Origin of the sequence: Pseudomonas guariconensis (genome assembly GCF_024127895.1) — a bacterium.
Taxonomy (GTDB): Bacteria; Pseudomonadota; Gammaproteobacteria; order Pseudomonadales; family Pseudomonadaceae; genus Aquipseudomonas; species Aquipseudomonas guariconensis_B.
In genome coordinates this window covers 150,597-169,410 of sequence record NZ_JAMYBK010000007.1, presented here as the reverse complement: position 1 = coordinate 169,410, position 18,814 = coordinate 150,597, and the positions used below count along the sequence as shown (strand labels likewise).

Here is an 18,814-nt window from a genome sequence, read left to right as displayed (position 1 = left end):
GACCTCTTGGTCAATATTTTTCTGACCCAAAGGTCAAGAAATTATCTGTGTCCTTGCCCGGCCGCACACACTGCCTCTCTTGCAAGCATAGTTCGCGCCGACTTACCGGTCGCTGCGCAGGTCGAATAAAGCGCCACGTTGCGCTGCGCGAGCGGTGGGCAAGTGCGCTACAATCGCGCCCTTGTGCCCAGTTCAAAGAGTTTGAAGGAAAACCATGACGTTCAAGGCGCCGGACAGCCTCTCCGAGCAGATTGCCCACTACCTGGCCGAACGGATCATCCGCGGTGAGCTCGCGCCGGGCGAGCGCATCCAGGAGCAGAAGGTCACCCAGGCACTGAACGTCAGCCGCGGCTCGGTGCGCGAGGCATTGCTGATCCTCGAACGTCGCCATCTGGTCGCGATCCTGCCGCGTCGTGGCGCCCATGTGACCGAACTGGACGAGCGCAGCGTGCGCAGCCTGTGCACCCTGATGGGCGAGTTCTACATCCTGTTGGGCAACGCGGTGGCGCAGAACTGGCGCAGTGAAACCGACCTGCAGCCCTTCCTGGCGATCCAGCAACGCCTGCAGCAGGCCCATGCCGACCAGGACATCAAGACCTTCGTCGCCGACAGCTTCGCGGTGATGCGCGCGGCCTATCCGTTCGCCGACAACCCTTACCTGCAGGAAACCGTGGAGAACCTGCAACCGGCCATGAGCCGTGCCTACTACCTGGCCCTGGACCAGCGCCAGGCCAACATGGACGACTACCTCGAACTGTTCGCCCGCCTGCTCGAAGCCGTGGTCGCCCGCGACCTGCCGCGCATCCGCGAGGTGCTCGTCGCCTATTGCCAGCGCAGTTGCGAACTGGTGCTGGCGGCCTTGGCGCGGACCTGACCGATGCGCCTGAAGTGCATTCGCCTGGCCGGGTTCAAGTCGTTCGTCGACCCGACCACGGTCAACTTCCCCAGCAACATGGCCGCAGTGGTGGGGCCTAACGGCTGCGGCAAGTCCAACATCATCGACGCGGTGCGCTGGGTGATGGGCGAGAGTTCGGCCAAGAACCTGCGCGGCGAGTCGATGACCGATGTCATCTTCAACGGCTCCACCAGCCGCAAGCCGGTGAGCCAGGCCAGCATCGAACTGGTGTTCGACAACAGCGAAACCACCCTGGTCGGCGAATACGCCGCCTACGCCGAGATCTCCATCCGCCGCAAGGTCACCCGCGACGGGCAGAACACCTATTACCTCAACGGCACCAAGTGTCGGCGCCGCGACATCACCGACATCTTCCTCGGTACCGGCCTCGGCCCGCGCAGCTACTCGATCATCGAGCAGGGCATGATCTCCAAGCTGATCGAGGCCAAGCCCGAGGAGCTGCGCAACTTCATCGAGGAGGCGGCGGGCATCTCCAAGTACAAGGAGCGCCGCCGCGAGACCGAGAACCGTATCCGCCGTACCCAGGAGAACCTGGCGCGCCTGACCGACCTGCGCGAGGAACTCGAGCGCCAGCTCGAGCGCCTGCACCGCCAGGCCCAGGCGGCCGAGAAGTACCGCGAGTACAAGGCCCATGAGCGCCAGCTCAAGGCGCGCCTGTCGGCCCTGCGCTGGCGTGACCTGGACGAGCGCGTGCGCCAGCGCGAGACGATCATCGGCGACCAGGAAGTGGCCTTCGAGGCCCTGGTGGCCGAACAGCGCAACGCCGATGCCAGCATCGAGCGCCTGCGTGACGGGCACCATGAGCTGTCCGAGCGCTTCAACCAGGTACAAGGGCGCTTCTACTCGGTGGCTGGCGACATCGCCCGGGTCGAGCAGAGCATCCAGCATGGTCAGCAGCGCCTGCGCCAGTTGCAGGACGACCTCAAGGAAGCCGAGCGCACGCGTCTTGAGACCGAGTCGCATCTGGGCCATGACCGAACCTTGCTGGCCACCCTGGGCGAGGAACTGGCCATGCTCGAGCCCGAGCAGGAACTGACCCTGGCCGCCGCCGAGGAAGCCGCGGCGGCCCTGGAGGAAGCCGAGCTGGGCATGCACGGCTGGCAGGAGCAGTGGGACGGCTTCAACACCCGTTCGGCCGAGCCGCGGCGCCAGGCCGAGGTGCAACAGGCGCGCCTGCAGCAGCTCGAGTCCAGCCTGGAGCGCCTGGCCGAGCGCCAGCGCAAGCTGGGCGAGGAGCGTGACCAGCTCGGCGCCGACCCGCAGGATGCCGCCATGCTGGAGCTGGCGGAGCAGGTGGCCAGCAGCGACCTGCTGCTCGAGGAGCTGCAGCTTGCCGAACAGGCGGTGCTCGAGCGTCTCGAAGCGGTGCGCGAACAGCTGCAGCAGGCCGGCGAGGCCCACCAGCAACAGCAGGGCGAGCTGCAACGCCTGGGGGGGCGCCTGGCCTCCCTGGAGGCGCTGCAGCAGGCCGCCCTGGAGCCCGCTGCCGGCGCCGCCGACTGGCTGCGTGGGCAGGGCCTGGAGCAGCGTCCACGCCTGGCCGAGGGGTTGCGGGTCGAGCCGGGTTGGGAACTGGCGGTGGAAACCGTGCTCGGTGCCGACCTGCAGGCGGTGCTGGTGGAGGATTTCTCCCGCCTCGATTTCACCGCCCTGGAGCAAGGCGAGCTGCGCCTGCTGCTGGCGGGCGAAGAGGGCGCGCGGTGGCCGGGCAGCCTGCTGGACAAGGTCGAGGGGCGCACCGACCTGGCGCCCTGGCTTGGCCAGGTCAGGCCGGTGGACAGCCTGGAGCAGGCCTTGGCGCTGCGCGAGCAGTTGAGCGACGGCCAGAGCCTGGTCAGCCGCGACGGCTACTGGGTCGGCCGGCATTTCCTGCGGGTGAGCCGGGGGGGCGAGTCCGAGGGGGGCGTCCTGGCCCGGGGCCAGGAAATCGAGCGCCTGGGCCAGGAACAACTGGAACTGGCCGCGCAGTTGGAGCAGCACGAGCAGCAACTCCAGGCGCTGCGCGGGCAGCAGCGCGACCTGGAGGCGCAGCGTGAGCAACTGCGCCAGCGCAGCCAGGACGAAAACCGCCGGCAGGGTGAGCTCAAGGCACGGCTGTCGGCTGGCCGCGCCCGCGCCGAGCAACTGGAACTGCGCCGTCGTCGGCTCCAGGAAGAATTGGCCGAGCTGCTGGAGCAGCGCGCCCTGGAGCACGAGCAGTTGGGCGAAGCGCGCCTGCTGTTGCAGGAGTCCTTGGAGCTGATGGCCCAGGACACCGAGCAGCGCGAACAACTGCTGGCCCGTCGCGATCGCTTGCGCGAGGGCCTCGACCGCATCCGCCAGGAGGCCCGACAGCACAAGGATCACGCCCACCAGTTGGCCGTGCGCCTGGGCTCGCTGCGGGCCCAGCACGACTCCACGCGCCAGGCCCTGGAGCGCCTGGAGTTGCAGGCTGCGCGCCTGAGCGAGCGCCAGGAACAGTTGAGCCTGAACCTGGAAGAGGGCGAAGCGCCGCTGGAGGAGCTGCGCCTGAAGCTGGAGGAGCTGTTGGAGCGGCGCATGAGCGTCGACGAGGAAATGCGCCAGGCCCGCCTGCACATGGACGAGGCCGACCGCGAACTGCGCGACGCCGAGCGCCGCCGCACCCAGGCCGAGCAGCAGGCCCAGCTGCTGCGTGGCCAGCTGGAGCAGTCGCGCCTGGAGTCCCAGGGCCTGGACGTACGCCGCAAGACGCTGCAGGAGCAACTGCTGGCCGATGGCTACGATCTGCAGGGCGTGCTCGCCACGCTCGAGCCCGAGGCCAGCGAGCAGGGCACCGAACAGGAGCTGGAACAGCTCGAGGGGCGCATCCAGCGTCTGGGCGCGATCAACCTGGCGGCCATCGAGGAATATCAGCAGCAGTCCGAGCGCAAGCGCTACCTGGACGCCCAGGACGCCGACCTGGTGGAGGCCCTGGAGACGCTGGAGAACGTCATCCGCAAGATCGACAAGGAAACCCGCAACCGCTTCAAGGATACCTTTGATCAGATAAATGCCGGATTACAGGCACTTTTTCCAAAAGTTTTCGGTGGCGGCAGTGCTTATCTGGAACTGACGGGCGAAGATTTACTCGATACAGGGGTGACGATCATGGCGCGCCCGCCGGGCAAGAAGAACAGCACCATCCACCTGTTGTCCGGTGGCGAGAAGGCGTTGACCGCCCTGGCGCTGGTGTTCGCCATCTTCAAGCTGAACCCGGCACCGTTCTGCATGCTCGACGAGGTCGATGCGCCGCTGGACGATGCCAACGTCGGGCGTTACGCCAGGTTGGTCAAGGAAATGAGCGAGAGTGTGCAGTTCATCTACATCACCCATAACAAGATCGCCATGGAAATGGCCGATCAACTGATGGGGGTGACCATGCACGAACCGGGCTGTTCACGTCTTGTTGCAGTTGATGTGGAGGAGGCACTGGCCATGGTCGACGCCTGATGAGCGAAGATAGGGCAGGATTAGTGGGTAAATGCCCCTGACATGTGCGAGAGACGGTGTAAAGTTGTCTTTGGTCGTGCTAGCTTAATGTCACTTGTTTTTTGCGTGGGTAAAACGCCTGTCAGAACATAGAGTTGGCGCCACGTGTTAAAGGGCTTTGAAGCCTTTGTTTTCAAGCATATTTTTATAGAGGCACGGGATTACATGGAAATCGGTCTGCGCGAGTGGCTGATCGTCATCGGCATCATTGTCATCGCCGGTATTCTTTTCGACGGCTGGCGCCGCATGCGCGGCGGCAAGGGCAAGTTGAAGTTCCGCCTGGATCGCAGCTATTCGAACCTGCCGGACGACGAGGGCGGCGCCGAGGTGCTCGGCCCTGCGCGTGTCCTCGACACCCATAAGGAGCCTGAGCTGGACGAAAGCGACCTGCCGTCGCTCAGTGCCCCGGCGCGCGAGCGCGAACCCAAGCCGGCCAAGGCCGCCAAGCGTGGCAAGCGCGGTGATCCACAGCAGGGCGACCTGAACCTGGCCGCCGAGCCCCGTGAGCCCGACCTGTTCGCCGATGCCGACGACGACTACGCCGCCGACAGCAATCGCAACAATGGCTTCGCCACCGGCAACAACGCCGCCAAGGAGCTGCCGCCGGTCGAGGAAGTGCTGGTGATCAGCGTCATCTCCCGCGACGAGGGCGGTTTCAAGGGCCCGGCCCTGCTGCAGAACATCCTCGAGAGCGGCCTGCGTTTCGGCGAGATGGACATCTTCCACCGCCACGAGAGCATGGCTGGCCACGGCGAGGTGCTGTTCTCCATGGCCAACGCGGTCAAGCCCGGCGTGTTCGACCTGGACGACATCGACCACTTCAGCACCCGCGCGGTGAGCTTCTTCCTCGGCCTGCCCGGTCCGCGTCACCCGAAGCAGGCCTTCGACGTGATGGTCGCCGCCGCGCGCAAGCTGGCCCACGAGCTCAACGGCGAGCTTAAGGACGACCAGCGCAGCGTGCTGACCGCCCAGACCATCGAGCACTACCGCCAGCGCATCGTCGAGTTCGAGCGCCGCGCACTGACCCAGAAGCGTTGAGGTACCCCAGCGGGCAGGCCCGGCCTCGATCCTGTCCGCCCTGATACAAACGCAAGAGCAGCCCTGGGGCTGGATGTCGTTCACTCGGGGCTGCTTCACAGCCCATCGCAAGGCCGCTGCCACAGGTCATGACGCGTTTCCCTAGAGCGGCGTTGAATCTGTGGCAGCGGCCTTGTGTCGCGATGGGGCGCGAAGCGGCCCGCAGGCGCAGGCCTGACGTGAACGTCATCGTCCCTTGGCTGCTCTTTCGCTTTGCAAGAGAAGATGAAATGAACGCCGAAAACCGAATCCACGAATTGCGTGCCGAACTCGACCAGCACAATTACCGCTACTACGTGCTGGACGAGCCGAGCGTACCCGACGCCGAATACGATCGTCTGTTCAATGAACTCAAGGCCCTGGAGGCCGAGTATCCGCACCTGGTCACGCCGGACTCCCCGACCCAGCGTGTCGGCGGTGCGGCGCTGGCAGCCTTCAGCCAGGTGCGCCACGAGATCCCCATGCTCAGCCTGGGCAACGCCTTCGAGGAAACCGACCTGCGCGAGTTCGATCGCCGGGTGGTCGAAGGCCTCGACCAGGCCGATGCGGTCGACTACAGCTGCGAACCCAAGCTCGACGGCCTGGCGGTGAGCCTGCTGTACCGCGACGGCCAGCTGGTGCAGGGCGCCACCCGTGGCGACGGCAGCACCGGCGAGGACATCAGCGCCAACGTGCGCACCGTGCGCAACATCCCGCTCCGGCTGCAGGGCAGCGGCTGGCCTGCGGTGCTGGAGGTGCGGGGCGAGGTGTACATGAGCAAGGCCGGCTTCGATCGGCTCAATGCCGCCCAGGCCGAGAGCGGCGGCAAGACCTTCGCCAACCCGCGCAACGCCGCCGCCGGCAGCCTGCGCCAGTTGGACCCGAGGATCACCGCCAGCCGCCCGCTGGAGTTCTGCTGCTATGGACTGGGCCAGGTGTCCGAGGACATCGCCGACAGCCATATCGGCATCCTCGAGCAGCTCAAGGCCTGGGGGCTGCCCATCAGCCGCGAACTCAAGCATGCCGCCGGCGTCGAGCAGTGCCTGGCCTACTACCGCGACATCGGCGCCCGGCGCAACGAGCTGCCCTACGAGATCGACGGCGTGGTGTTCAAGGTCAACAGCCTGGCCGCCCAGCGCGAGCTGGGTTTCCGTGCCCGTGAGCCGCGCTGGGCCATCGCCCACAAGTTCCCGGCCATGGAAGAGCTCACCGAGGTGCTCGACGTCGAATTCCAGGTCGGTCGCACGGGCGCAGTCACGCCTGTGGCGCGCCTGAAGCCGGTCAAGGTGGCCGGTGTCACCGTCTCCAACGCCACCCTGCACAACATGGACGAGATCGCCCGCCTGGGCTTGATGATCGGCGACACCGTGATCATCCGTCGTGCCGGTGACGTGATTCCCCAGGTCATGCAGGTGGTGCCCGAACGCCGCCCCGAGGATGCCCGCCCTGTGCAGGTGCCCAGCCAGTGCCCGGTGTGCGGTTCGCAGGTCGAGCGCACCCAGCTGGTCAAGCGCAGCAAGGGCCGGGAAACCACCAGCGAAGGCGCGGTGTATCGTTGCGTCGGCCGCCTGGCCTGTGCCGCCCAGCTCAAGCAGGCGATCATCCACTATGTGTCGCGCCGCGCCATGGACATCGACGGCCTGGGTGAGAAGAGCGTCGAGCAACTGGTGGACGAAGGTCTGGTCCGCTCGCCGGCCGACCTGTACCGCCTGACCTTCGAGCAGGTGGTCGCCCTGGAAGGCTTCGCCGAGGTGTCCAGCAACAAGTTGCTGGCGGCCATCGAGGCGAGCAAGCGCCCGAGCCTCGCACGCTTCATCTATGCCTTGGGCATCCCCGACGTGGGCGAGGAAACCGCCAAGGTGCTGGCTCGCTCCCTGGGCAGCCTGGCACGGGTGCGGCAGGCCCTGCCGCAGGTGCTGACCTACCTGCCGGACATCGGCCTGGAGGTCGCCTACGAGATCCGCAACTTCTTCGAAGACGCCCACAACCGCGAGGTCATCGAGCAACTGCTCGCCAGCGGCCTGCACCTGCAGGACGAAGGCGACCTGGCCGCCGAGTTCGCTGCCAGCACCACCCTGGCCGGAATGATCGCCAAGCTCGACATCCCCTCGGTCGGCCCGACCGGTGCCGAGAAGCTGGTGGACAAGCTCGGCACGCTGGACAAGATCATCGCGGCCGACGGCATCGACCTGCGCCAGGCGTTGAACACCAAGCAGGCCGACGCCGTGCGCGAGTTCTTCAAGGCCGAGGCCAACCAACGGCTGGCCCGCGACATCGAGGCGCAACTGCAGGCCTTCGGCATGCACTGGGCCAGCGAGAAGAAGGCCGCCGAAGGGCTGCCCCTGGCCGGGCAGACCTGGGTGCTGACCGGCACCCTGGGGCGCATGAGCCGCGACATCGCCAAGGACAAGCTGGAGAGCCTGGGGGCCAAGGTCGCCGGTTCCGTGTCGGGCAAGACCCACTGCGTGGTCGCCGGCCCCGGTGCCGGTTCCAAGCTGGCCAAGGCCAACGAACTGGGGGTCAAGGTGCTGGACGAGGACGCATTCGTCGCGTTTCTCGACGGGCACGGCATCGCCGTGTGACTGGGCGGTGGGGCAAGTTATTGAGAAATGATGGTTTTTTCTTGAGCCAGCGCTTGTAACTTCGCCCCAGACCGGTACAATGACGCGGCTCGTCGCTTGACGAGCCGCGTCGTGGTGGCCCCATCGGTCCCCCCGCAACGATCAGCCGTGAACCCGGTCAGGCCTGGAAGGGAGCAGCCGCAGCGGTGACATCGTGTGCCGGGGTGTGGCTGGTGGGGCCGCCTCCATTTCTGGCGTCCGCCACCTCGTTTCACCCTCCTGTCCTCGTCGTGTCGCCAGCCCCCTGGCGGTGCTCATGCACGCCTTCGTTCTTTTCCCTGCACCTTTGCCCTAGGCGCTTTATCATGCACGGCATTCCTGTCAGTGCATTTCGGCCGTGAGGTAGCGACCATGGATCAAGTTGACGAGCAGACCCGCCAGAGGATCCGCGAATGGCAGCTGCGCCGCCTGGAGATCAAGAACGAGATGGCGGCCCATCCCGAGAAGGTCCTGGAACTGACGAAGGTGCTGGACCAGATGGAAGAGGAGCATGAGCGGATCCTGAGCGAGGCCAGCCTGGCCAGCGACGCGCCGTCCGATAAGCCGGAAGGGGCTCTGCTCGATGGCCTGGACTTCCAGCTGCGGGTCTCGGCCAGTAATGCGAGGGACTTGCGCAAACTCCTGGAAATGGCCCTCCACGAACTCGATGGCCTGCTCGAGGCCGATGCTCGGCAGGTGCCTGTCGACGGGCGGGGCAGGGTGTATCCGGGAGGGATGTCGGGCAGCCTGGGGGCCTACGAGTATGCGCTCGAGGTCGCGGGCGATCCTGAAACCTCCAAGTCCTGAACGATCTTCGCCATCTTGCCGTGAGCGCGTATGCAACCTGAACACCACGACTTTTCCCACCCTGTGTTTCTTCCCGTCACCGCCGAGGTGTGCCAGGGGCTGCTCGACGCTCAGGGCGATGCGGCGCTCGAAGCCTTGAGCGAGGCGGAACTGGCGGCGGTGCTGGTCATTCAGCACCTGGCCAAGGGGGCAGGGCAGGACCTGCGACCGGCCGCGGCGGAGAAGCTGCTGGCGAAACTTCTGGCCTGGGCGGCCGACAGCCGTCACGCGCCCGGCGTTGGGCTGCTTACGGAGGCCCGGCGCTTGTTCGATGCGCAAAGCCTGCATCATGGCCTGAGGCTGCTGAAGAAGGCGAACCTGCGCCTGATGAAGGCCGACGAGGTGGCCGCCCGCGATTACCTGCATGAAGACGGCACTTGGGATTTCACCTTCAGCGGCCACAAGTACCAGGCCGCCAATCCGTTTTCCCAGCAGGTTTTCACCGGTTACGACAAGGAGCGCTGGCTGACCCGGGAGCAGGACAAGCTGCTCAGGATCGTGCGCGCCGACCCAGGAGAGGACCTGCATATCCAAGGCTATGCAGGCATCGGCAAGAGCTACCTGCTGGGGGCCCTGATGGACTGCCTACCGTCGGGCAGGGTGCTGGCGCTTGCCCGTACCCCTGGAAAACTCGATGCCTTGCGCAAGCGCATCGGCCCCCAGGCCCACAAGGCGCTGGGCAAGACCTTCGAGGCCTTCGCCCACATGCTGTTGTCGGGGCCCCGACCCAGGCCGCTTAAAGCGACTGCCAGGCATACGGACAAGCGCGCGCTGGCCGAGCAACTGGGGATCGTCGGTTTTCGCCAGTACGGTGCACGGCAAACACTGGATATCTGCCTGGAGTTGCTGAAGAACTACTGCGAGTCCCGTAGCCACAGCCTGACCTCGCGACACCTGCCATTCTTCGAGATGCCCTTGTCTCGCCAGGACAGCCAGGTCCTGCTGGAGTACTCGAGCCGCCTTTGGTCGTACCTGCAGATAGAGCCCGCCTGGGATTCGCAGACCGGCTTCCCGGCGCTGCTGGCCATCAAGCGGGCCAGCTTGGCGGGCTTCAGCGTGCCGGCGTACTACAGCCACGTCATCATCGACGAGAGCCAGGATGTGCCGGAGTCGTTGCTGCAGATCATCGAGCGAGGCAGGCAGGCGCTGATCACCCTGGGCGATGAATACCAGCGGGCCAAGGGGCCTGGCTTCCAGCAGCGGCGCGAGGTGCGCCAGCGTGATGTCGCGTTGTCGGTGCGCTCCGGCGCCAAGGTCGAGCGCTTGATCAATCCATTGATCAACGTCCACTCGTACAAGTCCAAGCTCGCCTTCGCCGGCGCCAGCCCCGTGGACGTGAGCGTCAAGCGCTATCCCGAGGGGTTCGTGCCGCCGGCCGGTTGCGTGGTATTGACCGCTTCACGCTGGGACACGATGAAGTGGGCCATGGAAATGACCGAGCGCGACCGTGGGATCGGTTTTCCCGATGCCCAGGACATGCAGCATTTCATGCGCTCGGCCACCCAGCTGTCCAGGGCGGCCCTGTATGCCCACAACTACTACGAGCAAGACGCGCAGACGGCGCACCCGTACTTTGCCCATATGACCGACTGGCAGCAGGTACGCCATGCCAACCAGCATGACGAATCGTTCCTGTGGGTGGAGAACAGGCTGAGGGAAGGGTTCCGGGTCGGCGACCTGACCCGGCTGGAGAGCCGGGTCAGCGATCATCCCGACAACCTGATGCTGATGATGGCGCAGGACGCGGGGGGGCTGGAGTTCGACCAGGTGTTGCTGACCCCGGGGTTGATGTCGCTTGGCACCTTCAAGGATGCCTATGAGTTCGATGCGCGGATTTGCGCCGTGTACATCGCCCTGTCCCGCGCCCGCCGACAGCTCTACCTGCCCTACGATGTGGAGGAGTGGATCGCCTACCACAAGGGCAAGTCGTTCCGCGAATCGCATGGTTATTGACGGGGTATGCAGCCAGCAACGCGCACTCGTTTATGAAAAGGTTCGGATTTTCACGGTCGCAGTCTTGCTAGCACCGTCATCGACCGGAGATCTGGCTGGGCACGGCCAGTTGATCGTTCTCGGGTTGATGGGCCAAGGTGCCGTAGCGCTGGACGATGGCCTCGATCTCCCCGGACTGCTTCATCCGCACCAGCGCCCTGAGCACGCGCTGCGTCGGTAGCGCCGGGTCGTTGCGTACCATGCACCCCAGTTCCTGTTCCTCCAACACTGCCAGGGGCTGCAGGCGTTCCTGCGCTGGCAAGGCGTGGTTGAACCATTGCAGCGACAACTGGTTGCTCACCGCATGGCGATAGCGGCCAGCCTGCAGCTTCTGCAGGGCGAGCAACTGGTTGCGGCTGTCCTCGCGACGCAGGCGGCCCTGCTTGAAGAGTGGGGCGAGGGTGGGGTAGGTGTAGCCCAGCACGGTGCCGATGGCCTGGGGCGGGAGCTGTTCAGGCAGGACAGGGCTACGGTCATCGGCCCTGCCGACCAGCAGGTCGCGCTGGCGGATCAACGGTACGCTCCACAGGAAATTGCCGGCGTGATCGTTGAGCCAGTGGCTGGCGACGTAGCAGCGCACATCGATGTCGCCCTCGTCGACGGCCTGCTGCAGGCGCAGGCGGGCCAGCAGGTGGTATTCCGGGCGCACGCCCGCCTCGCGGGCCAGGGCCTGCATGAGGTCGAAGAGGATACCGTCCACCGGCTGCTCGTGCTCGATGCGGATCAGCGGCATGCTCCAGCTTTCGGCCACGGAAAAGCGCAGCGTCGGTTGCTCCGCCAGGCCGTGGCTCGCCCACAGCATCAAGATGGCCAGGACTCGCCGCACGTCAATCCTCCTTGATCGTTGCCCAGGCGTGCGCCTGATCGTTAGCTTAGACGAGTTCGGCAGGGTGCAATTTTGCCCCCGCTCCGCTAGCATTAGCGATCTTCCGCTCGTTCAGGTTGCGATGGTTTTTGATGAGTTATCAGGTTCTTGCACGTAAATGGCGTCCGCGCTCGTTCCGCGAAATGGTCGGCCAGACCCATGTGCTCAAGGCTTTGATCAACGCCCTGGACAACCAGCGCCTGCATCATGCCTACCTGTTCACCGGTACCCGTGGGGTGGGCAAGACCACCATCGCGCGAATCATCGCCAAGTGCCTGAACTGCGAAACCGGTATCACCTCGACGCCCTGCGGCACCTGTTCGGTGTGTCGGGAGATCGACGAAGGCCGTTTCGTCGACCTGATCGAGATCGATGCCGCGAGCCGTACCAAGGTCGAGGATACCCGCGAGTTGCTCGACAACGTGCAGTACGCGCCGAGCCGTGGGCGCTTCAAGGTCTACCTGATCGACGAAGTGCACATGCTCTCGACCCACTCGTTCAACGCCTTGCTCAAGACGCTGGAAGAGCCGCCACCCTACGTCAAGTTCATCCTCGCCACCACCGACCCGCAGAAGCTGCCGGCGACCATTCTCTCGCGCTGCCTGCAGTTCTCCCTGAAGAACATGAGCCCGGAGCGGGTGGTCGAGCACCTGAGCCATGTGCTCGGCGCCGAGAACGTGCCGTTCGAGGAAGATGCCCTGTGGCTGCTCGGCCGCGCCGCCGACGGTTCGATGCGCGATGCCATGAGCCTGACCGACCAGGCCATCGCCTTCGGCGAGGGCAAGGTGCTGGCCGCCGATGTCCGGGCGATGCTCGGCAGCCTCGACCACGGCCAGGTGTATGGGGTGCTCCAGGCGCTGCTGGAAGGCGATGCCCGGGCGCTGCTGGAGGCGGTGCGCAACCTCGCCGAACAGGGGCCGGACTGGAACGGCGTGCTGGCCGAGATGCTCAACGTGTTGCACCGGGTGGCCATCGCCCAGGCGCTACCGGAGGCGGTCGACAACGGCCAGGGTGACCGCGAGCGGGTCCTGGCGCTGGCTTCGGCCCTGCCGGCCGAGGATGTGCAGTTCTATTACCAGATGGGCCTGATCGGCCGTCGTGACCTGCCGCTGGCACCGGACCCGCGCGGCGGTTTCGAAATGGTCCTGCTGCGGATGCTGGCCTTTCGGCCGGCCGACAGCGACGATGCCCCGAGGCCGGTACTAAAGCCGGTGGGGATCAGCCAGGCCACAGCTGATCCTGCAAGCCCGGTGGCAGCTGCGGCGCCTGCCGCCGAGCCAGCTGTCGCCAATACTCCTGTGCACGCCGTTGCACCGGCAGAGGCCGTACCGGTCGTGCCCGCTGCGCCCGTGGTGGAGCAGGCCGTGTTGCCCGAGCCTGTGGCCGAACCCCTGCCGGAGCCTACGCCCGAGCCTGAGCCCCAGGCTGAAGCCGCTGCGCCGGAGCCGGACACGGTCGAGGAAGAGGTCGTCGACCTGCCGTGGGAAGACCCCAGCCCGGCCCCTGTGACCGTCGACCCTGTGCCAGCGGCCCCGGCACCCGAGCCGCGAGCCAGCCAGCCGGCCTACGACGAGCCGCCATTCGACCCGTCTGCCTATGACTCGGCCGGCATGGACCGCGACGACGAGCCGCCGTTGGACGAGGACTACTACACCCCGGACAGCGATCCGGCGGGTTTCAGCTACCTGGACGAGTTGGCCGAGCATGTCCACGAAGCCGAGCCGGCCCCGGTAGTGGAGCCGCTGCCGGCGGCCCAGCCGGCCACGGGCCTTGCCCTGCAATGGCTGGAATTATTCCCACAGTTGCCTGTCTCCGGGATGACGGGCAACATCGCGGCGAACTGTACGTTGATCGCTGCTGAGGGTGACGACTGGCTGCTGCACCTGGACCCTGGCCAGGGGGCGCTGTTCAATGCGACCCAGCAGCGTCGCCTGAACGAGGCGCTCAACCAGCACCTGGGGCGTACCCTGCGGCTGAAGATCGAGCTGATCCGCCCCGAGCAGGAGACCCCGGCCCAGGCTGCCGCCCGCAAGCGTGCCGAGCGCCAGCGTGATGCGGAGGCGTCGATCGAGCAGGACCCACTCATCCAGCAGATGATCCGGCAGTTCGGTGCGACGGTGCGACAGGATACTATTGAGCCTGTAGACGCCCTGGCCAGCCAGGGCCAATGAACGGATAACCGTGCGGCCGGCCTTGTGCTGGGCCGTATCACATGACCCAATCGAGGTGTACCCCATGATGAAAGGTGGCATGGCCGGCCTGATGAAGCAGGCTCAGCAGATGCAGGAAAAGATGGCCAAGATGCAGGAAGAGCTGGCCAATGCCGAAGTGACTGGCCAATCCGGTGCTGGCCTGGTCAGCGTGGTGATGACCGGTCGCCACGACGTCAAGCGCATCAGCATCGATGACAGCCTGATGCAGGAAGACAAGGAAGTGCTCGAGGACCTGATTGCCGCTGCGGTTAACGACGCGGTGCGCAAGGTCGAGCAGAACAGTCAGGAGAAGATGGGGAGCATGACGGCTGGCATGCAACTGCCACCGGGTTTCAAGCTGCCGTTCTGAGGCTGTGTTGCCAGGTAGAGCTGGCTGCATATCGAAAGCCGCTTCCGATTGCCGGAGCGGCTTTTTTATTGTGCTGCAAAATAAGTACGTTGAGTAAAGCCCATTCAGTAACCAAAAACCGCCTGCTCCATCATACGGCCCCTACGCTGCGCTCCGGGGTCCCCTCGCTCCGGCGCCTTCCGGGGCTTCGCGGCCTCCGACTTGCTGCGCAAGTCTACATCTCGCGACTTCGGCTACGCCGAAGGGCGCTGCGCGCCAGGCCCCTCCAGGCGCCTCCACTCGGCCTCCTGAAGTCGCGATTCGCGGCGACTGAGCTATCGCGCACCAAGATCAACAGCAACAGCAACAGCAACAGCAACAGCATCGCATACGCCGTGATGGCTATTCTCAGGAGAGGACCTGCTTCCGCTGATTTGACGTGGATGCCACCGCTCGGTATAAACCGCCTCCTATTGATCTGTCAGGCCTTCCCCATGAGCTTCAGCCCCCTGATCCGCCAACTGATCGACGCCCTGCGCACGCTCCCCGGCGTCGGCCAGAAATCTGCCCAGCGCATGGCCCTGCAGTTGCTCGAACGCGACCGCAGCGGCGGCCTGCGCCTGGCCCAGGCCCTGACCCAGGCCATGGAGGGTGTCGGCCACTGCCGCCAGTGTCGCACCCTGACCGAACAGGAACTCTGCCCCCAGTGCGCCGACCCACGCCGGGACGACACCCAGCTGTGCGTCGTGGAAGGCCCCGTGGACGTATATGCGGTGGAGCAGACCGGCTATCGCGGCCGCTACTTCGTGCTCAAGGGGCATCTGTCGCCACTGGACGGCCTGGGACCCGAGGCGATCGGTATCCCGCAGCTGATGGCACGGATCGAGGAGCAGGGCACCTTCACCGAGGTGATCCTCGCGACCAACCCCACGGTGGAAGGGGAGGCGACTGCCCACTACATTGCCCAACTGCTGGCCGAGAAAGGCCTGACCGCCTCGCGCATCGCCCATGGCGTGCCGCTGGGCGGGGAGCTGGAGCTGGTGGATGGCGGGACCCTGGCCCATGCCTTTGCCGGGCGCAGACCGATTTCGCTGTGAAACGGTGATCGGGGGCCGCTTCGCGCCCCATCACCGGCAAGCCGGCTCCCACAGGGTGAGCGTCGATCACAAGTGATATGGCTTGCAGGGGCCCTGTGGGAGATAACCCAGCCTTTTTGGGTTGCGCTGTCGCGCAGAGAACATACGGCTGGCGAAGGGCCCTGTGGGAGCGGGCTTGCCCGCGAATGGGCCGCCGAGCGGCCCCAGCAGGCGACTCAATACTCGCTGAGCGAAAACTCGGTCAGGCAGAAGGTCGGCACACCAACCGCCTGCAGGCGACGGGAACCCTCCAGCTGCGGCAAGTCGATGATCGCCGCGGCCTCGAATACCTCGGCACCGGTGCGACGCACCAGGTTGGTAGCGGCCAGCAGGGTGCCGCCAGTGGCGATCAGGTCATCGAAAATCAGCACCGAATCGCCTTCGCACAGGCTGTCGGCATGCACCTCCAGGAAGGCTTCGCCGTACTCGGTCTGGTAGGCCTCGGCCAACACCTCGGCCGGCAGCTTGCCCTGCTTGCGGAACAGGATCAGCGGCTTGTTCAACTGATGGGCGATGATCGAGCCGATCAGGAAGCCCCGCGCATCCATGGCGCCGATATGGCTGAATTCGGCCTCCACATAGCGCTCGATGAACTGGTCGGCGACGTAGCGCAACCCACGTGGCGACTGGAACAGCGGGGTGATGTCGCGGAAGATCACGCCCGGCTTGGGGAAGTCCGGCACTGGGCGGATCAAGGCCTTGAGGTCGAAAGTATCGCTGTGCATGCTGCTTTCCTGGAAAACGAATGCGCCAGTATACCCCGCCGCGCGAAGGGCTTCAGGCTTCCATCGCCCCGCCCGCCAGCGCGCACAGCTGGATCGGGTCGAGGATGTGCACTTCCTTGCCTTCGGCCTTGATCAGGCCGTTCTGCTGGAAGCGGGTGAACACCCGCGACACGGTCTCCACCGCCAGGCCCAGGTAGTTGCCTATCTCGTTGCGCGACATGCTCAGGCGGAACTGGTTGGCCGAATAACCACGGGCACGGAAGCGCGCGGAGAGGTTGACCAGGAAGGTGGCGATGCGCTCGTCGGCGGTCTTCTTCGACAACAGCAGCATCATCTGCTGGTCGTCGCGGATCTCCCGGCTCATCACCCGCATCAGCTGGCGGCGCAGTTGCGGCAGTTGGACCGAGAGTTCGTCCAGGCGCTCGAAGGGGATCTCGCATACCGAGGTGGTTTCCTGGGCCTGGGCCGACACCGGGTAGGTTTCGGTGTCCATGCCCGACAGGCCCACCAGCTCGCTGGGCAGGTGGAAACCGGTGATCTGCTCCTCGCCGGCGTCGCTGAGGCTGAAGGTTTTCAGGGCGCCGGAACGTACGGCATAGACCGAGCCGAAATTGTCACCTTGGCGGAACAGGAACTCGCCTTTCTTCAGCGGGCGGCCGCGTTTGACGATTTCATCCAGTGCATCCATGTCTTCCAGGTTGAGCGACAGAGGCAGGCACAGGGGGGCCAGGCTGCAATCCTTGCAGTGGGCCTGGTTGTGTGGGCGCAGTTTGACTGGCTCGGACATTTCAATCGATCCTTGTGGGAAAGCACACATAAGCTGTAAGGGTAACTCACAGCAAGGTTGTAGGCCAGCGGGCGCTATGGTGTTGCGACCTGGCGAGGCCTTGTCCGCAGCGGGTCAAGGCCGATGATGGCCAATAGTGTGCCTGGCAAGGAAATAAGTCCATGCGGTCGATCGACTCGCTCGTCAGATCACCCGCGAGAAGCGCTGGCGGTCCTGCAGGGCCAGGTAGGCGTCGAACACCATGCACACCGAGCGCACCAGCAGGCGCCCGGCGGGCAGTACCCTGATGCCCTTGCCGTCCAGGCTGATCAGGCCGTCCCGCTGCATGGCCTGCAACTGGGGCCATTGGTCCTTGAAGTACCCCCGGAAATCGATGGTGAACGCCTGCTCGATCGCTTCGAAGTCCAGCTCGAAATGGCAGATCAACTGCTGGATCACCGCGCGGCGCAGGCGGTCGTCCTGATCGCACAGCAGCCCGCGCTGGGTCGCCAGTTGGGCGGTGGAGAGGGTGTCCTGGTAGGTGGCGAGGTCGCTGCTGTTCTGGCAGTAGAGGTCGCCGATCTGGCTGATGGCCGAGACGCCCAGGCCGATCAGGTCGCAATGTCCATGGGTGGTGTAGCCCTGGAAGTTGCGCTGCAGGGTGCCTTCCTCCTGGGCGATGGCCAACTCGTCGTCGGGCAGGGCGAAATGGTCCATGCCGATGTAGCGGTAGCCGGCCGCGGTCAGTTGCTCGATGGTGGCGCGGAGCATCTCCAGCTTGGCGGCTGGCGCAGGCAGTTCGTTGCTGTCGATGCGCCGTTGGGGCATGAAGCGTTCGGGCAGGTGGGCATAGTTGAAGACCGAGAGGCGGTCTGGTTGCAGGCGGATCACTTCCTCGACGGTGCGGGCGAAGCCTTCCGGGGTCTGCCGGGGCAGGCCGTAGATCAGGTCGAGGTTGACCGAGCGGAACTGCAGGGTCCGTGCTGCCTCGATCAGTGTGCGGGTCTGTTCCAGGCTCTGCAGGCGATTGATCGCACGCTGCACGGCCGGATCCAGGTCCTGCACGCCGAGGCTGACGCGGTTGAAGCCCAGCTCGCGGAGCAGGCCCATGGTCGACCAGTCGGCTTCGCGCGGGTCGATCTCGATGCCGTAGTCGCCCGAATCGTCGTCCAGCAGGTTGAAGTGCTGGCGCAGGCAGGCCATCAGCTGGCGCAGTTCCACATGGCTGAGGAACGTCGGCGTGCCGCCACCGAAATGCAGCTGTTCAACGCGTTGTTTAGGGGCCAGGTGGCAGGCGATGAGCTGGATTTCCTGCTCCAGGCGCTTGAGGTACGGCTGGGCGCGGCCGCGATCCTTGGTGATGACCTTGTTGCACGCGCAGTAGTAGCAGATGTTGGCGCAGAACGGCACATGCACGTACAGCGACAGCGGCCGTACCGCGCGGCGGCTCTCGCGCAGGGCGTGGAGCAGGTCGAACGAACCCACTTCGCCGTGCAGTTGGACGGCGGTCGGGTAGGAGGTATAGCGGGGGCCGGCCAGGTCGTAGCGACGTATCAGGTCGGCATCCCAACGTAGGTCGTCGAGCATGTGGGTCAATCCCCGGAAGAAGCGGCAGTGTCCGGAGTCTAGGGGCGTCTGTAGGAATCTGTGTTGATTTGTATCAAGGGGGGGCGGAGCTAGCGCCGGGCGGCAAGCGGCAAGAAAAAGCAGTCTTGCGCAGTGCCAACCCCAGCGATTAAGCCTAATCCCACAGATTGGCGTCATTCTTGAGGCTGGCAGTGAACCTGTGGGAGCCGGCTTGCCGGCGATGGGGCGCGAAGCGACCCCAAATGGCAGCAAAGCCCTGGCTCGCCGAAAACTGCTTTGTCTTGCAGCTTGCCGC

13 protein-coding genes and 1 other RNA gene are annotated in these 18,814 nt (G+C 65.3%); 10 read left to right on the top strand and 4 right to left on the bottom strand.

The window, feature by feature from the left end; translation table 11 throughout:
* Positions 1-214: 214 nt before the first annotated feature.
* From NJF35_RS10845 to NJF35_RS10815, 7 genes are all read left to right on the top strand, one after another.
* On the top strand, positions 215-874 hold the full coding sequence (locus NJF35_RS10845) for a GntR family transcriptional regulator (protein ID WP_225789901.1): 660 nt from the start codon (positions 215-217) through the stop codon (positions 872-874).
* Between the two features lie 3 nt (positions 875-877).
* The gene (smc, locus tag NJF35_RS10840; RefSeq protein WP_253091020.1) at positions 878-4,366 is read left to right on the top strand and encodes a chromosome segregation protein SMC; all 3,489 of its coding nucleotides are present in this window, start codon (positions 878-880) and stop codon (positions 4,364-4,366) included.
* 204 nt (positions 4,367-4,570) lie between these two features.
* Positions 4,571-5,443: a cell division protein ZipA gene (gene zipA, locus NJF35_RS10835; protein ID WP_225789899.1), complete on the top strand. Its 873-nt coding sequence runs from the start codon at positions 4,571-4,573 to the stop codon at positions 5,441-5,443.
* Between the two features lie 269 nt (positions 5,444-5,712).
* Positions 5,713-8,043 (top strand): NAD-dependent DNA ligase LigA, encoded by a 2,331-nt coding sequence (gene ligA / locus NJF35_RS10830; protein WP_253091019.1) that lies wholly within the window; start codon positions 5,713-5,715, stop codon positions 8,041-8,043.
* A gap of 121 nt (positions 8,044-8,164) precedes the next feature.
* An RNA gene (gene ffs / locus NJF35_RS10825) (signal recognition particle sRNA small type) lies at positions 8,165-8,261 on the top strand.
* Between the two features lie 172 nt (positions 8,262-8,433).
* Positions 8,434-8,868, top strand: a complete 435-nt coding sequence (locus tag NJF35_RS10820) for a hypothetical protein (protein ID WP_253081344.1) — start codon at positions 8,434-8,436, stop codon at positions 8,866-8,868.
* Between the two features lie 30 nt (positions 8,869-8,898).
* On the top strand, positions 8,899-10,860 hold the full coding sequence (locus NJF35_RS10815) for a hypothetical protein (protein WP_253091018.1): 1,962 nt from the start codon (positions 8,899-8,901) through the stop codon (positions 10,858-10,860).
* A gap of 76 nt (positions 10,861-10,936) precedes the next feature.
* Here the strand turns inward: NJF35_RS10815 and NJF35_RS10810 are convergent, their stop codons facing one another.
* The gene (locus NJF35_RS10810; protein ID WP_225789895.1) at positions 10,937-11,725 is read right to left on the bottom strand and encodes a substrate-binding periplasmic protein; all 789 of its coding nucleotides are present in this window, start codon (positions 11,723-11,725) and stop codon (positions 10,937-10,939) included.
* A gap of 131 nt (positions 11,726-11,856) precedes the next feature.
* Between NJF35_RS10810 and dnaX the strand changes: the two genes are divergently transcribed.
* The 3 genes from dnaX to recR all read left to right on the top strand — a co-directional run bounded on the left by dnaX (position 11,857) and on the right by recR (position 15,402).
* A complete protein-coding gene (gene dnaX / locus NJF35_RS10805; protein ID WP_253091017.1) occupies positions 11,857-13,935 on the top strand; it encodes a DNA polymerase III subunit gamma/tau in 2,079 nt (692 codons plus the stop codon).
* Between the two features lie 64 nt (positions 13,936-13,999).
* Positions 14,000-14,326 (top strand): YbaB/EbfC family nucleoid-associated protein, encoded by a 327-nt coding sequence (locus NJF35_RS10800; protein WP_225789893.1) that lies wholly within the window; start codon positions 14,000-14,002, stop codon positions 14,324-14,326.
* Positions 14,327-14,799: 473 nt separating this feature from the next.
* Complete coding sequence (gene recR, locus NJF35_RS10795) at positions 14,800-15,402, top strand: recombination mediator RecR (RefSeq protein ID WP_225789892.1); 603 nt, start codon at positions 14,800-14,802, stop codon at positions 15,400-15,402.
* Between the two features lie 215 nt (positions 15,403-15,617).
* On the opposite strand, the gene NJF35_RS10790 is transcribed toward recR, so the two are convergent.
* From NJF35_RS10790 to hemN, 3 genes are all read right to left on the bottom strand, one after another.
* Positions 15,618-16,166 carry an adenine phosphoribosyltransferase gene (locus NJF35_RS10790; protein WP_225789891.1) on the bottom strand — a complete coding sequence of 183 codons (549 nt, stop codon included), beginning with the start codon at positions 16,164-16,166 and terminating at the stop codon, positions 15,618-15,620.
* Between the two features lie 52 nt (positions 16,167-16,218).
* Positions 16,219-16,953 carry a Crp/Fnr family transcriptional regulator FnrA gene (gene fnrA, locus NJF35_RS10785; RefSeq protein WP_225789890.1) on the bottom strand — a complete coding sequence of 245 codons (735 nt, stop codon included), beginning with the start codon at positions 16,951-16,953 and terminating at the stop codon, positions 16,219-16,221.
* Between the two features lie 183 nt (positions 16,954-17,136).
* Entirely contained in the window at positions 17,137-18,519 is a 1,383-nt protein-coding gene (hemN, locus tag NJF35_RS10780; protein WP_225789889.1) for an oxygen-independent coproporphyrinogen III oxidase, read from the bottom strand.
* Positions 18,520-18,814 lie beyond the last annotated feature (295 nt).

Excerpts from the sequence above, each read along its gene's own strand:
- NJF35_RS10800 (WP_225789893.1), top strand. The coding sequence starts at position 14,000 with ATGATGAAAGGTGGCATGGCCGGCCTGATGAAGCAGGCTCAGCAGATG.
- smc (WP_253091020.1), top strand. The coding sequence starts at position 878 with ATGCGCCTGAAGTGCATTCGCCTGGCCGGGTTCAAGTCGTTCGTCGAC.
- recR (WP_225789892.1), top strand. The coding sequence starts at position 14,800 with ATGAGCTTCAGCCCCCTGATCCGCCAACTGATCGACGCCCTGCGCACG.
- fnrA (WP_225789890.1), bottom strand. The coding sequence starts at position 16,953 with ATGTCCGAGCCAGTCAAACTGCGCCCACACAACCAGGCCCACTGCAAG.
- hemN (WP_225789889.1), bottom strand. The coding sequence starts at position 18,519 with ATGCTCGACGACCTACGTTGGGATGCCGACCTGATACGTCGCTACGAC.
- zipA (WP_225789899.1), top strand. The coding sequence starts at position 4,571 with ATGGAAATCGGTCTGCGCGAGTGGCTGATCGTCATCGGCATCATTGTC.
- dnaX (WP_253091017.1), top strand. The coding sequence starts at position 11,857 with ATGAGTTATCAGGTTCTTGCACGTAAATGGCGTCCGCGCTCGTTCCGC.
- ligA (WP_253091019.1), top strand. The coding sequence starts at position 5,713 with ATGAACGCCGAAAACCGAATCCACGAATTGCGTGCCGAACTCGACCAG.
- NJF35_RS10790 (WP_225789891.1), bottom strand. The coding sequence starts at position 16,166 with ATGCACAGCGATACTTTCGACCTCAAGGCCTTGATCCGCCCAGTGCCG.
- NJF35_RS10820 (WP_253081344.1), top strand. The coding sequence starts at position 8,434 with ATGGATCAAGTTGACGAGCAGACCCGCCAGAGGATCCGCGAATGGCAG.
- NJF35_RS10815 (WP_253091018.1), top strand. The coding sequence starts at position 8,899 with ATGCAACCTGAACACCACGACTTTTCCCACCCTGTGTTTCTTCCCGTC.
- NJF35_RS10845 (WP_225789901.1), top strand. The coding sequence starts at position 215 with ATGACGTTCAAGGCGCCGGACAGCCTCTCCGAGCAGATTGCCCACTAC.